Here is a 19,161-nt window from a genome sequence, read left to right as displayed (position 1 = left end):
GCTGCGGCGGGCGGCCGCTCCGCCCCACCCCAGGAGCCTGGAACCCGGCCGACCACCCCATGTCACTCATGGTGAGATCACGATTACCCGAGGTGCGCACACGCTGCCCCGCTAGTCTGGAGCACGCGGGAGATCCAGTCAGCGGGTGACGGAAGGATGACGGCGATGACAGTGCTCGACCGCCTCTGGCGAGAAGTGGAAGCGCGGACCAACGCCGAGGGCTACGTCGTCGAGATCATCGACGGAAAGGTGATCATGACTCCGCAGAGCCCCGTGCAGTCGAACACGATCCGTAACGTGACCCGCCAGGCCGAGCGCATCCTCGGCGAGCAGGTTCCTCTCGTCCTCGACGTCGCCATCGATTTCCCCGGCGAAACCTCGTCAGCGCCCGACATCACCATTCTGGACGAGGGCGCGCAGCCTCGCGGCAAGCGGTACACCTGCCTGGACGTCATCGCCGCCGTCGAGATCGTGTCCACGGAGTCCGACGACAACGACTACGTCACCAAGGTCGCCAAGTACAGCCGCTTCGGCATCGAGACGTACCTCATCCTCGACCCGTTCAAGAAGCTGTGCACGCTGTACGAGGGCTCCGGCGCCACCGGTTACCGCAAGAAGACCGAGTTCCCGTACGGGGCGGCCGTCGACCTCAAGCTCTCCGACGGCCGCACGTTCACGCTGGACACCAGCGGGCTCCCCGTCGAGGACTGAGAGGAGAGGCCCCCTCAGGCCCCGGGCCCCGGCCAGAGCCCCGCGGGGGTGAGGCCGAGGAGGTCGATGGCGTTGCCACGGACGAGGCGTTCCACGACGTCCGGGGCCAGGTGGCCCATCTGCGCCTCGCCGACCTCGCGCGATTTCGGCCAGGTGGAGTCCGAGTGCGGGTAGTCGGTCTCGTACAGGACGTTCTCGACGCCGATCGCGTCGAGGTTCCGCAGCCCGAAGGCGTCGTCGAAGAAGCAGCCGTAGACGTGCTCGGCGAACAGCTCGGAGGGCGGCCTGCGGACCTTGTCGGCGACACCGCCCCAGGCGCGGTTCTCCTCCCACACCACGTCCGCGCGCTCCATGATGTACGGGATCCAGCCGATCTGCCCCTCGGCGTACATGACGCGCAGGCGCGGGAAGCGTTCGAACTTTCCGCTCATCAGCCAGTCGACCATCGAGAAGCAACAGTTCGCGAACGTGATCGTGGACCCGACGGCGGGCGGCGCGTCGGCCGACGTCGAGGGCATCCTGCTGGACGACCCGATGTGCATGGCCACGACCGTGCCGGTCTCGTCGCAGGCCGCGAGGAACGGGTCCCAGCAGTCGGTGTGGATCGAGGGAAGCCCCAGGTGGGGCGGTATCTCCGAGAAGGCGACGGCCCGCACGCCACGCGCCGCGTTGCGCCGCACCTCGGCCGCAGCGAGGTCCGCGTCCCACAGCGGGACCAGGGTGAGCGGTATCAGCCGTCCTTGGGCGGCGGGGCCGCACCACTCCTCCACCATCCAGTCGTTGTACGCGCGAACGCAGTGAAGCCCCAGGTCACGGTCCTCGGCCTCGGTGAACGTCTGACCGCAGAAGCGCGGGAAGGTGGGGAAGCACAGGGCGGACTGGACGTGGTTGACGTCCATGTCGGCGAGGCGATCCGGGACGCTGTGGGAGCCCGGGCGCATCTGCTCGTACGTGATGACCTCCAGCCTGATCTCGTCCCGGGCGTAGCCGACGGCCGTGTCGAGGCGGGTCAGGGGCCGGTGCAGGTCCTCGTACACCCACCAGTCGCCGATGGGCCCTTCGTCCCCCTTCTCCCCCATCACCGGGGCGAACTTGCCGCCCAAGAAGGACATTTCCCTCAGGGGGGCGCGGACGATGCGCGGGCCCCGGTCGCGGTACTTCTCCGGGAGCCGGTCCCGCCAGACGTGCGGGGGCTCCACCGTGTGGTCGTCCACCGAGATGATCCGGGGGAACGGGGGCTCGGTGACGGCGGCGTCCCGGGTGCTCTCCGCAGTGCTCTCCACGGTCTCCATGCCGACCACGGTAGCGTGCATCTGACGATCCGTCAGTTGTCCGAAACCGGTCACTGGTGCGATGACCCTGTGAGAGCCGTCTCCCACGGCTGACGCATTCGCCCTCGACAAGGCAAACTGTCCACCGCAGTACGTCGTACGGGCAGGGCAGGCCCGTATCGGGCACAGCAGGCACGAACCGGGCACAGCCGGGCACAGTTGGGCGTATTTGATCAGACATAGGCAACTGCGTGCGGCAGGGCAGCAGGGGGAGCGATGGACGGTCTACCGCGAGTTCCGGAGCAGCGGCGTCCGGCGGCGGGAAGCGCTTCGCTTGGCGCGGGCCAGGAGCCGGGGCCCGGCGCGGCCCAGGCCGGGCCCCCACCTGCCCCGACCCACGAGGAGGACGTCCAGCCGACCGCGCGGTTCAGCGTGCTCGGGCCCGTGCGGGCCTGGCTCGGGGACCAGCAGCTGTCCACCGGGTCGCCGCAGCAGCGCGCGCTGCTCGCCGCCCTGCTGCTGCGCGACGGCCGCACGGCCACCGCGTCCGAACTCATCGACGCCATCTGGGGCGAGGAGCCCCCGTCGCAGGCCCTCGCCGCCATCCGCACCTACGCGTCCCGGCTGCGCAAGGTCCTGCCGCCCGGCGCCCTGGTCAGCGAGTCCGGCGGCTACGCCGTCCGCGCCGCCGACGGCGCGCTCGACCTCGCCGAGGCCGGGACGCTGTGGACCGCCGCCGAGCGGGCCCGCGCCCAGGGCGACCTGTGCCAGGCCCGCGCCCTCGTCAACGAGGCCCTGTCCCTCTGGGACGGCGAGCCCCTCGCCAACGTGCCGGGGCCGTACGCCGACGCCCAGCGCACCCGCCTGGAGGAGTGGCGCCTGCAACTCGTCGAGGCGCGCCTCGACATGGACCTCGAACAGGGCTGCCACGCCGAGTCCGTCTCCGAACTCACCGCCCTCACCGCCGCGCACCCGCTGCGCGAGCGCCTGCGCGAACTCCTGATGCTCGCCCTCTACCGCTCCGGGCGCCAGGCCGAGGCCCTCGCCGTCTACGCGGACACCCGCCGCCTGCTCGCCGACGAGCTGGGCGTCGACCCGCGCCCCGGCCTCCAGGAACTCCAGCAGCGCATCCTCACCGCCGACCCCGCCCTGGCCGAACCCTCCGCCCCCGCCGCCGAACCGTCCGCGGGCGTCATCCGGCCCGCGCAGCTTCCGGCCACCGTGCAGGACTTCACCGGCCGCGTCTCCTTCGTCAAGGAGCTGAGCGACATCCTCTCCACGGCCGAGGGCCGGGTCATGGCGGTGTCCGCCCTCGCCGGCATCGGCGGCGTCGGCAAGACCACCCTCGCCGTGCACGTCGCGCACGCCGCGCGCCCGCACTTCCCCGACGGCCAGCTGTACGTCGACCTCCAGGGCGCGGGCCCCAGAGTCGCCGAGCCCGAGACGGTCCTCGGCGCCTTCCTGCGCGCCCTCGGCACGGCCGACCCCGACATCCCGGACACCCTGGAGGAGCGGGCCGCCCTCTTCCGCTCCGTCCTGGACGGCCGCCGCGTCCTCGTCCTGCTCGACAACGCCCGCGACGCCGCCCAGGTCCGCCCGCTGCTGCCCGGCACGGAGGGCTGCGCCGCCCTGGTCACCTCCCGCACCCGCATGGTGGACCTGGCCGGGGCCCACCTCGTCGACCTGGACGTGATGTCCCCCGACGAGGCGCTCCAGCTGTTCACGAAGATCGTCGGCGAGGAGCGGGTGGCCTCCGAGCGCGACGCGGCCCTCGACGTGGTCGCCGCCTGCGGCTTCCTTCCCCTGGCCATCCGTATCGCGGCCTCCCGGCTCGCCGCCCGCCGCACCTGGACCGTCTCCACCCTGGCCGCGAAGCTGGCCGACGAGCGCCGCCGCCTCGACGAACTCCAGGCGGGCGACCTCGCCGTCGAGGCCACCTTCGAGCTGGGCTACGGCCAGCTCGAGCCCGCCCAGGCCCGTGCCTTCCGCCTCCTCGGCCTCGCCGACGGCCCCGACATCTCCCTCACGGCCGCCGCCGCGATGCTCGACCTCGCGCCCGAGGACGCGGAGGACCTCCTGGAGTCCCTGGTCGACACCTCACTCCTGGAGTCCGCGGCCCCCGGCCGCTACCGCTACCACGACCTCGTCCGCCTCTACGCCCGCGCCTGCGCCGAACGCGACGAACTCCCGCCCAGCGAGCGCGAGGCCGCACTCTCCCGGCTCCTGGACTTCTACCTGGCGTCGGCGGCCCGCGTGTACGCGATCGAGCGTCCCGGTGACCGGACAGTGGATCACCTGGCGGTGTGCGAGGGAGCGGGGCTTGACTTCCCGGACGAGTCGCGGGCCCTGGACTGGCTGCACTCCGAGGCGGCTTGCATCCTGGCCTGCGTACAGCAGTCGCTGAGCGCCTCAGAGATGCGGCGATCCGTTGATCTCCTGCTCGCCTCGAAATCCCTGTCCGAATCCGGAGCGAGCTCACTGCGCTACGAGGCGGCGACACGGGCGGCGCGTGAAGCCGCCGAGGCGGCCGAGGACGCGCACGCGGCCGGGCGGGCGCGCGTCACGCTCACCCAGGTTCTCTACGGCGGGGGCCATCTTGAGGACGCCGCTCAGGAGGCGGAGCGCGCCGCCGAGCTCGGCCGTGTGTCCGGCGACCCCTGGACCCGCAGCAACGCGCTGAACGAGCTGGGCATCATCTCGAACCTCCTGAACCGGTACGCGGACGGCGAGCGCTACTTGCGCTCCGCGATCGAGGCCTACCGTGCCGACGGGAACAGGCCCGGTGCTGCCAGCGCACTGTGCAACCTCTCGAGGAACCTGGACTCCACCGGACGCACGTCCAGCGCGATCGACCTGGTGCGTGAGGCGATCGCCACCTACGACGAACTGGGCCTCACCTTCCGCCTCGCCAACGCCCAGTACGCCCTCGGCATCGCGCTGGGGCACGACCGTCGGTACGCCGAGGCCCTGGAGCAGCTCACGGGCGCCCTGGGAATGTTCCAGGAGCATCGCCAGCGCCTGTGGGAGGGCACGACCCACTACCGCATCGCGGAGGTGCACCTCGACGCCCGGCGCGCCACCCAGGCAGCCCAGCATGCCGAGCAGGCGTTGGCCATCGGGTGCATCGGCGGCGACTGGATGCGTGCCAATGTCCTGACCGTCCTGGGCAAGGCACTCGACAGCCTCGGCCAGGCCGACCGCGCACGAGCCTGCTGGCGGGAGGCCCTTTCCCTGCACGAGAGCGCGGGGTCCGTGGAAGCCGCACAGGTGCGTGTTCTCCTACGGCCGGTGTCCGCGGCCTAGGGCTTCGTTCAGGGCGTTCATCGAACGTTTATGACGAGCTGCCACTCTTATTTCAACGATCCGTCGCGTCGGGGGGCAGACGGGTCGCGTGGGCCCCACAGCTATCGTGAGCGGCCCTGGACCGCCCGCTCGGCGACCCTCGGGGGAGTTGCCGAGCGGGCGGTTCGGTCCCGGAGCCCCGCAGTCACAGGAGTCGCCACCATGTCCCAGCCCAAGAAGAAGAAGCCCAACCCTGTCACGCAGGGCGACAGCCACCAGCCCGCACCGCCCAAGGACGGCATCACCACCCAGGGCGACAGCCACCAGCCGGCACCGCCCAAGGACGGCATCACCACGATGGGCGACAGCCACCAGCCGGTACCGCCCAAGAAGAACACCTGAATCCTTTCGTCCCGACGGGGATCGGCCGCGGCGGCGCGGAGGGGGAGCCGCCGCGGCCGAGGTGTGTTCGGGGCCCTTCGCTTTCAGGCCAACTGGCGAAGTTTTAGTGCGACTTGTTCGAACATATGCCGCTTTGTACGGCTAGAGTCACTTGTTGAAAGTCTGCCCCCTCCGAGGAGTTGGAATGACTCGCACCAGAAGGACTCTCGTCACCTTGGCCGTCATGGCTGCCGCATCGGCGGGCGCAGCCGCCCCGGCGCTCGCCGACAGCCACTCTCCGGCACCACCGAAGGACAGCCACAGCCCGGTCAGTCCGCTCGGCGACAGCCACTCTCCGGCGCCGCCGAAGCCCGGGCAGGTCACCGTGCAGGGCGACAGCCACAGCCCGGCCCCACCACGGAACTGAGCGCCCCCGGGGCCGAGCCGCCCGCTCGGCCCCCTCGGCTTTTGCACTCTCCGTCAGCAGCGCGGCAGCATCCTGACGCCGTTCTCGGTCCACTTTTCGCCACAGCACTCGAACGTTCGCGCGCAGGGCTACTAGTGTCACTTGCTGTCGGATCCCTACTGGCACACGAGTTTCAATGACCCGTCGAAGAGAATGCTCGTGACACTGGCCTTGGCTGCCGCCGTCGCCGGTAGCGCAGCGAGCCCGGCGCTCGCAGGTGACGGACACATACCGGCGCCTCCCGGGGACGGCCACATACCCGTCGCCCCGCAGAGCTGATCGCGACCGGCAGCCGGCGACGAGTACGAAACTCGATCCCGCCTCGTCGCGATCCAGCCCTCAGGCGAGGCCCAGAGCCTTCCTGCCGCTCTACCGACATCTGCAGACTCCGCATCATCAGCTCCGCGGTGATGCTCATCGTGCAGGCAGTCGCACCTCGACGGAAAATCAGTGGCCCGGGCACCGCCCGACCCTCCATAGTCCGGCGCATGACCACACTGGTGCGCCACGTCACAGTCGACTGTTCCGACGCCTACAAACTGGCGTCCTTCTGGGCCGAGGTCCTGGAGGGGTCGCTCGCCGGCGACGACTTCCCGGGAGACCCGGAGGCCCTCGTGAGCACGCCCGAGGGGCCGGCCCTGCTCTTCATCTCCGTACCGGAGGGCAAGACCGTGAAGAACCGCGTGCACTTCGACCTCCAGCCGCAGGAGCGGTCCCGTGACGAGGAGGTGGAGCGGCTCCTGAAGCTGGGGGCGAGCCTCGTCGCCGATCACCGCAGGCCGGACGGGCTCGGCTGGGTGACGCTCGCCGACATCGAGGGCAACGAATTCTGCGTGGAGCGCAGCGCGGCCGAGCGGGCCGCGGCCGGCGGCTGAGCCGCCGGCCGCCCCGAAAGCCCCGTTATCCGGCCACGCCGCGCCGGCGCAGCTCGCCCTTGAGGACCTTGCCGCTCGCGTTGCGCGGCAGGTCGGTGACGAACTCGACCTGTCTCGGCACCTTGTAGTTCGCCATCTCGCGCCGCGACCAGGCGATGACGTCGTCGGGCGTGAGCGTCGCGCCGGGACGGCGCACCACGTACGCCTTGCCGACCTCGCCGAGGCGGGCGTCCGCGACGCCGATCACGGCGACGTCGGCCACGTCGGGGTGGACGCCGAGGAGCTGCTCTATCTCGGCGGGGTAGGCGTTGAAGCCGCCGACGATGAACATGTCCTTGATCCGGTCCGTGATGCGGAGGTTGCCGTCCGCGTCGAGGACGCCCACGTCGCCCGTGCGCAGCCAGCCGTCGCCCGTCAGGACCTTCTTGGTCTCGGACGGGTCCTCGTAGTAGCCGCTCATCACGTGCGGGCCCCGGACCAGGACCTCGCCGGGGCTGCCCGGCGGCAGCGTCTCTCCCGCCATCGACACGACCCGCACCTCGGTGCCGGGTATCGCGCGCCCTGAGGTCGTCGCGACGACCTCCACCGGGTCGTCCCTGCGGCACATCGTGACGATGCCGCTCGCCTCGGAGAGTCCGTACGCGGTCAGGACGGTGGCGATGCCCAGCTCGGCGCGGAGGCGCTCGACCAGGCGTGGCGGCACGACCGCCGCGCCCGTCACCACGAGCCGCAGCGCGGACAGGTCGTGGGCGTCACGGCCGGGGTGGTCGAGGAGCGCCTGGTGCAGCGTCGGCGGGCCCGGCAGGACCGAGACGCGCTCGGCGACCACGTTCGCGAGGACGGCGTCCACGTCGAAGACCGGCTGCGGGATCATCGTGGCGCCCCGCATCAGACAGGCGATGATCCCGGCCTTGTAGCCGAAGGTGTGGAAGAAGGGGTTCACGATCAAGTAGCGGTCGCCTTCGCGCAGTCCGGCGAGGTCGCTCCAGATCTCGTAGCACCGCAGCGTCTGCGCGTGGGTGATCACCGCGCCCTTGGGCCGGCCCGTGGTGCCCGAGGTGTAGACGATGTCCGACGGCCAGCTGCTCTCGACCTCGTCCGCGCGGGCCCGCACCTCGGCGCCCGGGACCGCGTCGCCGCCCGCGAGGAAGTCCTTCCAGGTGCGGAAGTCGGCGGGGGCGTCGTCGGCGAGCACGACCACCTCCTCCAGGTGCGGCAGCCCTGCCAGCGGGCCCTCACCGGGCCCTTCCCCGGCCGCGCGCCGGAGCGCGGCGACGTACGACGTACCGAGGAACGTGCCGGTGACGAAGAGCAGCCGGGCGCGCGAGCGGCGCAGGACGTACGCCGCCTCCGTGCCCTTGAAGCGGGTGTTGATCGGCACGAGCACGGCACCGGCGCTGACCGCGCCGAGGGCCGAGACGATCCAGTCGAGGGTGTTCGGCGCCCAGACGGCGACGCGGTCACCGGCCCGCACCCCGCGCGCCAGACACGCGGCGGCGGCCCGCTCGACGCGCTCGCCCAGCTCCTCGTACGTCACCCGCGTGCGGCCCTCGACGACCGCCTCCCGGTCACCGAAGCGCCGCACCGCCGCCCGGACCAGGCCCGGGACACTGCCCCACTCCAGGTCACCGCGCATCCTCACCCATCCCCCTCCGTCACGTAGCTGACTATCCGTCAGATTAGCTGTAGCCTGGCGCGCTGTCAGCAGCGTGGCGCACCGCTGAGGCGTGTGGAGGTACCTGGATGGCTTCCCCCAGAAAACCACGGGCAACCGAGGGTTCAACAGGACCCGCGGCGACGGACAGGGCCACACGGCCCCCGGGCCGCGCCACAAGGCCCGCGGGCACGTCCTCGGTCAAGGACGCCACCGCGGTCGTCGGCATCGGGCAGACCCCCTTCGCCCGGCAACTGCCCGAGAGCGAGAAGGCCTTGGCCTGCCGCGCGATCCTCGCCGCGCTCGCCGACGCAGGGATAGCCCCCGCCGAGGTCGACGCCTTCGCCTCGTACACCATGGAGGAGACCGACGAGGTGGAGGTGGCCAAGGCCATCGGCGCCGGGGACGTGACCTTCTTCAGCAAGGCGGGCTACGGGGGCGGCGGCTCCTGCGCCACCCTCGCCCACCTCGCCGCCGCGATCACCACGGGCCAGGCCACGGTCGGCGTCGCCTGGCGCTCCCGCAAGCGCGGCAGCGGCCCGCGCCCCTGGAAGAACACCACGGCCCAGCTCCCGACGCCCGCCCAGTGGACCCGCCCCTTCGGGCTCCTTCGTCCTGTCGACGAGATAGCGATGCTCGCCCGCCGCTATATGCACACGTACGGCGCGAGCCGCGATCACCTCTTCAACGTGGCTCTGGCCTGCCGAAACCGCGCCAACCAGAATCCGGCCGCGATCATGTACGAGCGTCCGCTCACGCGTGACATGTATATGACCTCCCGCTGGATCAGTGAGCCGCTCTGCCTCTTCGACAACTGTCTGGAGACCGACGGCGCGCTGGCCTGCGTCCTCGTCTCCGCCGCCCGCGCCCGCGACTGCCGCCACCGGCCCGTGTACGTCCACTCCGTCGCGCAGGGGCTGCCCGCGCAGCACCACGGCATGGTCAACTACTGGAACGACGACCCGCTCTCCGGGCCCGCCTGGACCGCCGCCCGACACCTGTGGAAACACGCCGACTTCGGCCCCGACGACGTCGACGTCGCTCAGATCTACGACGCGTTCACCGCGCTCGTCCCGCTCTCCCTGGAGGGCTACGGCTTCTGCGACCGGGGCGAGGGCGGCGCGTTCACCGAGGGCGGCGCCCTGGAGATCGGCGGCCGGCTCCCCCTCAACACGGCGGGCGGCGGCCTCAGCGAGGCGTACGTGCACGGCTTCAACCTGATCACGGAAGGCGTACGGCAGCTGCGGGGCACGAGCACCGCGCAGGTGCCGGGGGCGGCGACGTGCCTGGTCACGGCGGGGGAAGGGGTGCCCACGTCGGCGCTGCTGCTGCGGAACTGAGCGGCCCGTCCAGGATCCGGGGGGACCCCACAGGAGTGGAGAGGACCATGAACGAACTGCTGACCCCCGTCGTCGACGACGACGGCGCACCCTTCTGGGAGTACGCGGCGCGCGGCGAGCTGCGCGTCCAGGCCTGCGCGGCGGAAGGCTGCGGTGAACTCCGCTTCCCGCCCCGCCCCTGCTGCCCGCACTGCGGATCCTTCGCCGCCCGCTGGCACCGGATGAGCGGCAAGGGCCGGATCTGGTCGTACGTCGTACCGCACCCGCCCCTGCTGCCCGCCTACGCCGCGCTCACCCCCTACCTCCCGGTCGTCGTGGAGCTGGCCGACGCCCCTCGGGTCCGGCTGGTCGGCAACCTCATCGCGCGGGCGGGGGCCCCGCTGGACTCCGTGCCGCCCGCCAGGGCCCGCGTCGGGGCCCGGGTCCAGGTGGTCTTCGCCGACCAGGGCGGTGTCGTCGTGCCGCGCTGGGTCCTGGAGCGGCCGTGACGGGCCCGGCGGCAAGCGGGCTCCGGGTCGAGCGGGACGAGGAGACCGGTGTGGCCGTCCTGACCCTGGACCGGCCCGAGCGCCACAACGCGATCGATCTGCCCCTGGCGGCCGAACTCGCGGCCGCCTGGCGGGAGTTCCGTCACGACGACACCGTACGGGCCGTGGTCCTCACCGGCGCGGGCGACCGGGCGTTCTGCACCGGCGTCGACCGGGCGGCCGACGTGCCGCAGCCGTCCTCGCCGTACTCCCTCGACGACCCGCTGCTCACGGTCGGCCCCAAGGCCAACGACCTGTGGAAACCGGTGCTCGCCGCCGTCAACGGCATGGCCTGCGGCGGGGCCTTCTACCTGCTCGGCGAGGCGGAGTTCGTCATCGCCGCCGAGCACGCCACGTTCTTCGACCCGCATACGACGTACGGGATGGTCAGCGCGTACGAGACCATCCACATGGCACAGCGGATGCCGTTCGGGGAGGTGGCGCGGACGGCCCTGCTCGGGACGGCCGAGCGGATGTCCGCGCGGCGGGCGTACGAGGTGGGGCTCGTCTCCGAGCTGTGCCCCGGCGACGGGCTCCTGCCGGCGGCGCTCCGCTCGGCCGCGATCATCGCCTCCTACCCCACCGAGGCCGTCCAGGGCACGGTCCGCGCCCTCTGGGCCGCGAAGGACTCCCTCCGCGCACAGGCCTTCGCCCTGGCGCCGCACCTCATCGCCTTGGGCAACGCGGACCCTGCGCGACAGGCGACCCTCTTCGCCAACCGGTCCCGGGACGGAAGCCCTCGCCTGCGCTAGGGCCCGGCAACTCACTGGCTCCGGAGCTTCCACACAGTCGCAGGGAGGTGACTGGCGCGCGCGGTGTTCAGCCGGGTGAGGTGCTGGAGCGCTTCAGCGGTGAGGCCCAGGGCCTCGGTGAGCCGGCGGACGGTGGTGTACGTGGCTCCTCGGGCGACGGCTGCCTGTTCGAAGGCCTTGACCTGCGCCGGCAGGTCGTGCGGGACGGCCGGTTGTCGCTGGTTCAGGCGTCGCGCCTTGGTGCGTTCGTAGTCGATCTCGGAGGTGCCACCGACGGCGCGGCATCGTTCCTCGGCCTCGTCGAGGGTGGTCGTGTCGACGACGGCTTGAGCGATGCGGTTGGCGGAGTACGCCGCCTCTGCGTCGACCTGGTGGACCGTGGGCCCCTCGGCGGTGAGGGCCACGGGGAGCCCGGCGTCACGGACTTCGCACAGGCCCCGGGCGCCCAGGGCCGTGGCGGCGAGGAGGGCCGTCGCCTCGGAAGGGTGCCACTTGAGGACCGAGGTGACCGCCTGGGTGTGTTCGGGCGTGAAGGTCGTGATCAGTGGGCCGAGGCGAGGGCGCAGGGTGTCCGCGGGGAGTTCGCCGTCGAGGCCTGGGCCCGCGACCAGGAGGCGGATGCCGGTGACGGCGTCGGCACGGGTGCAGGCGGCGAGGACGAGGGCGTCGGCCAGAGGGCTGCGCAGGGTGGGTTCGTCGCCGTGGGCCAGGATGTCGCCGCCGACGTCCAGGAGGTCGATGGTCTCCGGCCTGAAGTGGGCGGTGAGTTCGTCGAGTTGGCGGGCCACGCCCGCCGCTCCCGCGTAAGGGTCGATGAGCGCGAAGATATGCGGGAGTTCGGCGGCCAGGCGTGGGAGGGTTGCCGCGCGTGGCGGCTTCGGGGCCGCGGTGCCGGGAACTGCCGTGACGTGCGGGGTGAGTTGGCGCAGGCCGGTGAAGTCGGACGGCGCGTGCGGGCCCGGGACCGGGTCGACGAGCAGGCGGTCCCAGGAATAGGTGAGGATCAGCGCCGGTTCGTCATCGGCCGCGTACAGGGCGGCGTGGAGCATCGCCGCCGCCACCGCGTCTCCGCCACCACCGGCTGCCACGATGAGTCGCTTCACGGGGGCAGCGTAGAGGGGCCGCTGGCCCCTGCCCACCTACAGATCCACGGCCCGGGCGTGGAAGAGGTGACCGCTGTCGCGGCGGCTGCGCCTGGCCGGCCGGGGCGGCTTCCGCCTGGGTGGGACCGGCCCGGGCGCGTGCGGTGCGGGGTTTCGGGGCGGTCGGGGTGAGCTTGGCCCGGTCCGGCTGGGGGCCCTGGGCCCGGGGGGCGGGCCGTGGCAGGTCCGCGCCGGTGGGGGCTCCGTGTCCGCCATGGTGGGGGCGGGTGGGTGGGACCATCCCGGGCGGGCGGAGCGCGGCCACTGGCGCCCGGGGCTCGTGCCCTGCGCCGGCCGGGCCCGCGCTGGGGGTGGGCCAGGCCCGTCCGCCCGGCCCGGGGGCGGGTGGGTGGGACTGGCGCGGGCGCGCGGAGCGCGGGGTGGCCGGGGCCAGGGCCGTCCGCCCGGCCGGGGGCGGGCCGGGCCCGGGCGCCCGGCCCGGGGGCGGGGTGCCCGGCCCGGGGGCGCGTGGGGCGGGGTGGCTCCGCCCGGCCCGGGGCGGGGGGTCAGCGGGCTGTGGCTGTGCCTCGTTCCGCGTCGAGCGCGTAGACGCAGCGGTCCTTGCTGCACGCGTACACCACCCCGTCCCGCACCACGGGCGCCCCCGTGATCTCGCCGCCGGTGGCGAGCTTCCAGCGGAGGCGGCCGTCGTCGGCCTTGAGGGTGTACAACAAGTGATCCGTGGCGCCGAAGTGGATGCGGCGGTCGGCGACGACGGGTGAGCCGACGACCTCGCCGCCCGCCTGGAAGCGCCACTTGGGGGTGCCGGTGACGGCGTCGAGGGTGTAGAGGCCCTTGCCGCTGCCGACGTGCACGTGGCCGTCCGCGACCAGGACGGGGTCGACGGAGGAGCGGGACTCGGTCGCGATGCGCCAGCGGTCGCGGCCGTCCGTGGCGTCGAGGGCGTACACCGTGCCCAGGTAGTCGGCGAGGTACACGCCGCCGCCGGTGACGGCGGGCCCGGGCGCGAAGGCGGGCGGACAGAGGAAGGCGGCCGGGGCCTCGAAGTGCCAGCGGACGTGGCCGGACGCGACGTCCAGGGCGAGGACGCGGGTGCCCGCGGCCACATACACGAACCCGTCGGCGGCCTGGTTCACGCGGACGGGCACGCCGCCGCAGGAAGCGGCGTCGCCGATGGGGTACGACCAGCGCTCGATGCCGCTGCGGGCGTCGACGGCGCGCAGGCGCGCGTCCTTCCAGACGTACACCGTGCCGTCGCGGATGACGGGCGCGGCCTCGGGCGTCTCGAACTCGGTCTGGGCGCCGGTGATCTCCCAGAGCTTCTCGCCGTTCGCGGCCTCCCAGCCCTGGACGCCGCCGCCGCGCGTGGCGGTGACGACGGTGCCCCGGTCGGCCTGGAGGGCGTACACCCAGGCGTCGGTGGACAGGCGCCACAGGTCGGAACCGTCGGAGCCGTCGAGGGCGTACAGGGTGGGGCCGTCGGAGGCGTGCACGCGGCCGTCGGCCACCGCCATGGACCAGGCGACGTCGCGGGTCTTGAAGCTGCGCCGCCCGGTGCCGACGTCGAGGGCGTGGACCTCGAAGGAGGTGACGTACACGAGGTTCCCGGCGACGGCGGGGGTGCCCCACACGTCGTTCGACATACGGAACCGCCACGGCCGCCAGGCGCCGCCCGCGGCGGCCCCCGCTCCGGTGGGCGCGGCGGCGGGACCGGTGCCGTTGGCGCGCGGCGGCGCGGCCGGGGCGGGCGTCGCGGAGCGGGACCAGGACCCGGCGAGCCCGGAGGGCGGCGGCACGGTGGCGGCGCGGGCCTCCGCGACCCGCGGCCCGGGCCCGATCGGCACCGGGGCCCCGGCGAGCCGCACGGGCCCGGCGTCGGGCGCGCCCCCGTGGAAGGGCGCCCGGGAGGCCGCGTGCGAGGGCGCGGACGGGGCCGCCTGCGAGGGGGCGTGCGCGGGCATGGCGGGCGCCTGCCGCGGCGGGGGCGGCACGGACACGGGCGCGGACGCGGCCCCGGCGCGGCTGTTGCGGCCCGCGGAGCCCGCGGTGGCGGCGGCGCGCGCGGGCGGCCGGCCGCCGCGCCGGGCCTCGATGAGGGCCACGGCCCGCTCGGGCAGCCAGGCGGACGCGGTGCCGCTGTCGTCGCCGGAGCTTTCCGAGGCGAACAGGTGCGGGGCGAGCTGGGCCTGGAGGTCGTTCGGGGTGGGCCGCAGCGTGGCGTCCATCTGCATGCAGGACTCGATGAGCGGCCGCAGTTCGTCGGGCAGGCCCTCCAGGTCGGGGCCCTCGCGCAGGAGCATGAAGACGGTCTCGACGGGGTTGGCGCCGTGGAAGGGCGCGTGCCCGGTGGCGGCGAAGACGAGGGTGGAGCCGAGCGAGAACACATCGCTGGCGCCGGTGACGCTGCGGGAGTCCTTCGCCTGCTCGGGCGACATGTAGGCGGGGGTGCCGACCGCGACGTTCGTCATGGTCAGGCGGGTGTTGGAGACGCCGGACGCGATGCCGAAGTCGATGACGCGCGGGCCGTCCTCGACGACGAGGACGTTGGACGGCTTCAGGTCGCGGTGCACGAGGCCCGCGCCGTGGATGGACTCCAGGGCCTCGGCAACCCCGGCGGCGAGCCAGCGCACGGCCTGGGTGGGCAGCGGCCCGTGCTCGTTCACTATCTCCTCGAGCGAGGGCGCGGGGACGTACGCCGTGGCGAGCCAGGGCACGGCGGCGCGCGGGTCGGCGTCGACGACCGCGGCCGTGTAGAAGCCGGAGACGGCGCGCGCGGCCTCCACCTCGCGGGTGAAGCGGACGCGGAACAGCTGGTCCTCGGCGAGTTCCGTCCGCACCGTCTTGATCGCCACGCGCCGGCCGGACGCGGAGCGCGCGAGATACACGAGCCCCATGCCGCCGGCACCGAGCCGCCCAAGGACCTCGAACGGGCCGATCCGCCGCGGATCGTGCTGCGTCAGCTGGTCCACCACTTGCCTGCCACCTCCCCGTACCCGGCCACCGTCGAAGGGCGGCCTCGTGCAGCGTCTCACCACCGAGCCGCTCGGGCGGCACGCACCCTGATTCTTCCTGTCCGGGGCGATGGTTGCGAACCCGGGGCAACATCGGGGTGTTTCCGGACAAAACCCTCATAGCGGGACCGTAAGGGGAACTTCCGTCCCACCCGGCCCGCCGGGTCCGCCCGGCTCCGCGCCCGGCACGTCAGACCCGCGCCGGACCCGTCAGACCTGCCGCTCCTGGAGGATGCCGAACTCCGCCCCTTGGTTGTCCACGAGCACCGCCACCCTCCCGTACTCCATGTCGTACGGCTCGGTCCGCACCCGCCCGCCGAGGCGGCGCGCCGCGGCGGCCGTCGCGTCGCAGTCGGCCACGCAGAAGTAGCTGAGGAAGTGCGCGGGCATCTCGGCGGGCACCGACCCCGACATCACGGCACGGCCCCCGACCGCGGTGTCGGGCCCGGCCTCTGCGCCCTCGGGCGACCAGGTGCGGAACACGTCGCCGTCCGCCTCGCCGCCCAGCTCGACGTCGTAGACGCCGTACTCGAAGACGGTCTCGTAGAACGGGTCCACCATGCTCTTGTCGCGTACGTACACCTCGGTCCAGCAGTAGGCCCCCGGCTTCCCCAGCACGCCGAAGCCCCGGTGCTCCCCGGCCTGCCAGAGGCCGAAGACCGCGCCCTCGGGGTCGGCCACGAGGGCCGTCGTGCCGAAGGGGCCGACCGGGACCGGCTCCGTGATCACCTGCCCGCCCGCGGCCGTGACCCGGGCGGCGGCCGTGGCGGCGTCGGGCGTCGCCAGATGGACCGTCCAGGTGGTGGGCATGCGCCCGTCCGGCTTGGGGGCGAGCGCGGCGACGGGCTCGCCGTCGAGCCTCGCCCGGGTGTAGTGCCCGTACTCGGCGCCCGCGCCGGCGTCGAAGGTCCACCCGAAGAGCGCACCGTAGAAGCGCTTGCCGCCCTCCACGTCGGGCAGCATCGCGTCCACCCAGCAGGGGACGCCTTCCGCGAATTCCATAGAACCGTTCCTCAGCTCTTGCCGTCGGCTCACCGGGAGGGCCTTCCTATGGCCTCCGTCACAGTCAAGCTAACCGGCGCCACGGCACCGCGCAGCCCGCGGAATCGAACACATGGCCAATTCTTTTCGGACGGCGCACACCGTGAGCCCCGGGCGCTCTCCGGCGCACTCCGGCACCCCTGTGCCACCGCTCCAACCCCATTTGCACTCGGTCGAATCGCGCTCCGATCACCCCTCGGTAAGCTGACGGCATGACAGGACAGGTACGAACCGTCGACGGCCGAGTGGCCGGTCGACGTGGTCAGGCGACACGTCAGAAACTGCTCGACTGCCTGAGCGAGATGCTCAGCTCCTCGCCCTACCGCGACGTGAAGGTCATCGACGTCGCCCGGAAGGCGGGCACTTCACCTGCGACGTTCTACCAGTACTTCCCGGACGTCGAAGGCGCGGTCCTGGAGATCGCCGAGCAAATGGCCACCGAGGGCGCGGAGTTGACCCACCTCCTGGAGGGCCGCTCCTGGGCCGGCAAGGCCGGCTGGCAGACGTCGCAGGACCTCGTCGACGGCTTCCTCGACTTCTGGCGGCGCAACGACGCGATCCTCCGGGTCGTCGACCTCGGTGCCGCCGAGGGGGACAAGCGCTTCTACAAGATCCGGATGAAGATCCTCAACTCGGTGAACAACTCCCTTGCGGACACCGTCAAGGAGCTTCAGTCCAAGGGCAAGGTCGACAAGGACGTGAGCCCCGCCGCGATGGCCGGCTCCCTCGTCGCCATGCTCGCCGCGGTCGCGTCGCACCAGCGCGGATTCCAGACATGGGGCGTCAAACAGGCCGAACTGAAGCCGAACCTGGCCGTGTTGGTCCATATGGGCGTCACCGGCAAGAAGCCCACGAAGTAGCGGCGGCAGCCCCGAACAGTCCTGTCACCCCCGGCGCGGCCATCCGGGCCGCGCCAGACGGGGCTGCGCCCCCTTCCCCCTTCCCTCCGTTTTCCCTCCGTTTTCCCTCCGTTCGAGGTGGAACACCCGTATCTCCCGTTCCACCCGCGCCTGGTACGCCGCGTACGGCGGCCAGAACTCCAGGGCGTCGGCCCACGCCCGGGCCCGCTCGTCGCCCGTGAGCAGCCGGGCCCGCACCGGTACGTCCCGGCCGCGCCAGCTGACCTCGGCGTCCGGGTGGGCCAGCAGGTTGGCGGTCCACGCCGGGTGCGCGGGGCGGCCGAAGTTGGAGCCGATCAGAAGCCAGCTCCCGTCGCCGCGCGGCAGGCAGGCCAGTGGCGTCCGCCGGGCGAGCCCGCTCCTGGCGCCCCGCGCCGTGAGCACGAGGCCCGGCAGCATCCGCGCGCTCAGGAGCACCCTTCCGCGCGTGAGCCGGTGCACCGCGCGGTCGACGGCGGGCACCACGTGCGGGGCGACCCGGGCGAAGGCACGGGTCGACGACACCTTCCGTACGAACCGGACGCCGGGCGCGGCCATCAGACCGCCACCCCCTCGGCCCGGTCCACCCGAACGGGGGCCCGTCCCTCAGGGCCGCCCGCGAACAGTCCGGCCCGTTCCGCGGCGTGCGCCCGCAGCCGGTGCGCCGGGCCGAAGAGCAGCTCGTCGCCCGACGCCCGCTTGAAGAACAGGTGCGCGTCGTGCTCCCAGGTGAAGCCGGTGCCGCCGTGCAGCTGGACGGCCTCGGCCGCCGCCGTCCGCAGCGCGTCGAGGGCACAGGCGAGCGCGAGCCCCGCGGCGGGTCCGGCGGGCCCGGGCGCCGCCGCCCCGGCCGCGCCCGCCGCGTCCCGGTCCACCGCCCCCACCGCCCACGCCGCGTAGTACGCCGCCGAGCGTGCCGCGCACACCGTCACGTACACGTCCGCCAGGCGGTGCTTCACCGCCTGGAACGAACCGATCGGGCGGCCGAACTGCTCGCGCTCCCTGACGTGGCCGAGGGTGCGCGCCAGGGCCTCGTCCGCGGCGCCGACCGCCTCGGCGGCGAGCACGGCGGCGGCCCTCTCCCCGGTGTCCGCGAGGGCCGGGAGCACGTCTTCACCGCCGTCGTCGCCCAGCAACTCCGCCTCCACGTCACGGAGTTCGACCCGGGCCTGCGCGCGCGTCTCGTCGAGCACGGTCCGCCGGGTGCGGACGAGCCCGGGGGCGTCACCGCGTACGAGGAACAACAGGGTGCGCGAGCGGGCGAAGCCACCGGTGTGCGCGGCGACGAGGAGCAGCCCCGCGCTGTGCCCGTCGAGGACCTGGTCGGCCTGGCCGTACAGGCGCCAGGCCCCGGTGGCCGCGGAGGCCTGGACACCGCCCGCGCGGCCCCCGCCCGCCCAGTCGCCGCCGTTGCCGCCGGTCAGGCCGAGTGCCGCGGCGAGCGCGGCCCCGGGCACGGCGAGGGCGGCCGTCACCTCACCCGAGGCAAGGCCCGGAAGCAGCGCGGCGCGCTGCCGCGCGGTCCCCAGGCGCAGCAGCAGCGGCGCGGCGAGCGCGGCGGTGGCGAACAGCGGGGCGGGGGCGAGGGTCCGGCCCAGCTCCTCCCCGGCGAGGGCGAGTTCGGTGACCCCGCAGCCCACGCCGCCGTACTCCTCGGGCAGCGCGAGCCCGGGAAGGCCGAGCCGCCCGGCGAGGGCGCCCCAGAGCGCGGCGTCGTACCCGGCGGGGGTGCGCACGGCGGCCCGGACGCCGGCGGCGGCCCGGCGCTTGGTGACGACCTCGCGCACGGCACGGCGGATCTCGTCCTGCTCCACGGTGCAGGCGGCGTCCATCGGCGGGCTCCTCCCCGGGCGGCACACCCGTAGCTGA

Annotated in this window: 16 protein-coding genes; 9 read left to right on the top strand and 7 right to left on the bottom strand. The window is 73.3% G+C overall.

The features are described from left to right. Window positions 1-165 precede the first annotated feature (165 nt). Window positions 166-711 (top strand): Uma2 family endonuclease, encoded by a 546-nt coding sequence (locus tag AC07GB_RS26525; RefSeq protein WP_478849597.1) that lies wholly within the window; start codon window positions 166-168, stop codon window positions 709-711. Between the two features lie 14 nt (window positions 712-725). On the opposite strand, the gene AC07GB_RS26520 is transcribed toward AC07GB_RS26525, so the two are convergent. Next, on the bottom strand, window positions 726-2,003 hold the full coding sequence (locus AC07GB_RS26520) for an amidohydrolase family protein (protein ID WP_478849650.1): 1,278 nt from the start codon (window positions 2,001-2,003) through the stop codon (window positions 726-728). A gap of 255 nt (window positions 2,004-2,258) precedes the next feature. On the opposite strand from AC07GB_RS26520, the gene afsR reads away from it, so the two are divergent. From afsR to AC07GB_RS26500, 4 genes are all read left to right on the top strand, one after another. Further along, the gene (afsR, locus tag AC07GB_RS26515) at window positions 2,259-5,285 is read left to right on the top strand and encodes an SARP-family global regulator AfsR (RefSeq protein ID WP_478849595.1); all 3,027 of its coding nucleotides are present in this window, start codon (window positions 2,259-2,261) and stop codon (window positions 5,283-5,285) included. A 201-nt stretch (window positions 5,286-5,486) separates the two neighbouring features. Then, window positions 5,487-5,666, top strand: coding sequence for a sigma-like protein (locus AC07GB_RS26510; RefSeq protein WP_478849593.1), 180 nt, complete (start codon window positions 5,487-5,489; stop codon window positions 5,664-5,666). 184 nt (window positions 5,667-5,850) lie between these two features. Further along, window positions 5,851-6,072, top strand: a complete 222-nt coding sequence (locus AC07GB_RS26505; protein WP_478849591.1) for a hypothetical protein — start codon at window positions 5,851-5,853, stop codon at window positions 6,070-6,072. Between the two features lie 527 nt (window positions 6,073-6,599). Further along, entirely contained in the window at window positions 6,600-6,986 is a 387-nt protein-coding gene (locus AC07GB_RS26500; protein ID WP_478849589.1) for a VOC family protein, read from the top strand. Window positions 6,987-7,011: 25 nt separating this feature from the next. On the opposite strand, the gene AC07GB_RS26495 is transcribed toward AC07GB_RS26500, so the two are convergent. Next, window positions 7,012-8,622, bottom strand: a complete 1,611-nt coding sequence (locus AC07GB_RS26495) for a FadD3 family acyl-CoA ligase (protein ID WP_478849648.1) — start codon at window positions 8,620-8,622, stop codon at window positions 7,012-7,014. 107 nt (window positions 8,623-8,729) lie between these two features. On the opposite strand from AC07GB_RS26495, the gene AC07GB_RS26490 reads away from it, so the two are divergent. The 3 genes from AC07GB_RS26490 to AC07GB_RS26480 are packed head-to-tail and all read left to right on the top strand — an operon-like array spanning window position 8,730 to window position 11,259. Next, window positions 8,730-9,980, top strand: a complete 1,251-nt coding sequence (locus tag AC07GB_RS26490; RefSeq protein ID WP_478849587.1) for a lipid-transfer protein — start codon at window positions 8,730-8,732, stop codon at window positions 9,978-9,980. Between the two features lie 47 nt (window positions 9,981-10,027). Continuing rightward, complete coding sequence (locus AC07GB_RS26485) at window positions 10,028-10,468, top strand: Zn-ribbon domain-containing OB-fold protein (protein ID WP_478849585.1); 441 nt, start codon at window positions 10,028-10,030, stop codon at window positions 10,466-10,468. Continuing rightward, window positions 10,465-11,259, top strand: a complete 795-nt coding sequence (locus AC07GB_RS26480; protein WP_478849583.1) for an enoyl-CoA hydratase/isomerase family protein — start codon at window positions 10,465-10,467, stop codon at window positions 11,257-11,259. Before AC07GB_RS26485 ends, AC07GB_RS26480 begins: the two co-directional genes overlap by 4 nt. Window positions 11,260-11,270: 11 nt before the next feature. On the opposite strand, the gene AC07GB_RS26475 is transcribed toward AC07GB_RS26480, so the two are convergent. From AC07GB_RS26475 to kbpA, 3 genes are all read right to left on the bottom strand, one after another. Beyond that, entirely contained in the window at window positions 11,271-12,362 is a 1,092-nt protein-coding gene (locus tag AC07GB_RS26475) for a DUF1152 domain-containing protein (protein ID WP_478849581.1), read from the bottom strand. Between the two features lie 545 nt (window positions 12,363-12,907). Next, a complete protein-coding gene (gene afsK / locus AC07GB_RS26470; protein ID WP_478849579.1) occupies window positions 12,908-15,334 on the bottom strand; it encodes a protein serine/threonine kinase AfsK in 2,427 nt (808 codons plus the stop codon). A gap of 249 nt (window positions 15,335-15,583) precedes the next feature. Beyond that, on the bottom strand, window positions 15,584-16,375 hold the full coding sequence (gene kbpA, locus AC07GB_RS26465; RefSeq protein ID WP_478849577.1) for an AfsK-binding protein KbpA: 792 nt from the start codon (window positions 16,373-16,375) through the stop codon (window positions 15,584-15,586). Between the two features lie 251 nt (window positions 16,376-16,626). Here kbpA and AC07GB_RS26460 point away from each other — a divergent pair, with 251 nt between their 5' ends. After that, a complete protein-coding gene (locus tag AC07GB_RS26460; protein ID WP_478849575.1) occupies window positions 16,627-17,274 on the top strand; it encodes a TetR family transcriptional regulator in 648 nt (215 codons plus the stop codon). A 24-nt stretch (window positions 17,275-17,298) separates the two neighbouring features. On the opposite strand, the gene AC07GB_RS26455 is transcribed toward AC07GB_RS26460, so the two are convergent. Together AC07GB_RS26455 and AC07GB_RS26450 are read right to left on the bottom strand one after the other, a co-directional pair. Then, window positions 17,299-17,850 carry a nitroreductase/quinone reductase family protein gene (locus AC07GB_RS26455; RefSeq protein WP_478849573.1) on the bottom strand — a complete coding sequence of 184 codons (552 nt, stop codon included), beginning with the start codon at window positions 17,848-17,850 and terminating at the stop codon, window positions 17,299-17,301. Then, entirely contained in the window at window positions 17,850-19,124 is a 1,275-nt protein-coding gene (locus AC07GB_RS26450; protein WP_478849571.1) for an acyl-CoA dehydrogenase family protein, read from the bottom strand. Before AC07GB_RS26450 ends, AC07GB_RS26455 begins: the two co-directional genes overlap by 1 nt. Window positions 19,125-19,161: the final 37 nt, after the last annotated feature.

Source organism: Streptomyces sp. NPDC045778, from assembly GCF_056431945.1.
The sequence above is the reverse complement of the archived record's forward strand: the minus strand, read 5'-3'. Positions and strand labels throughout refer to the sequence as shown.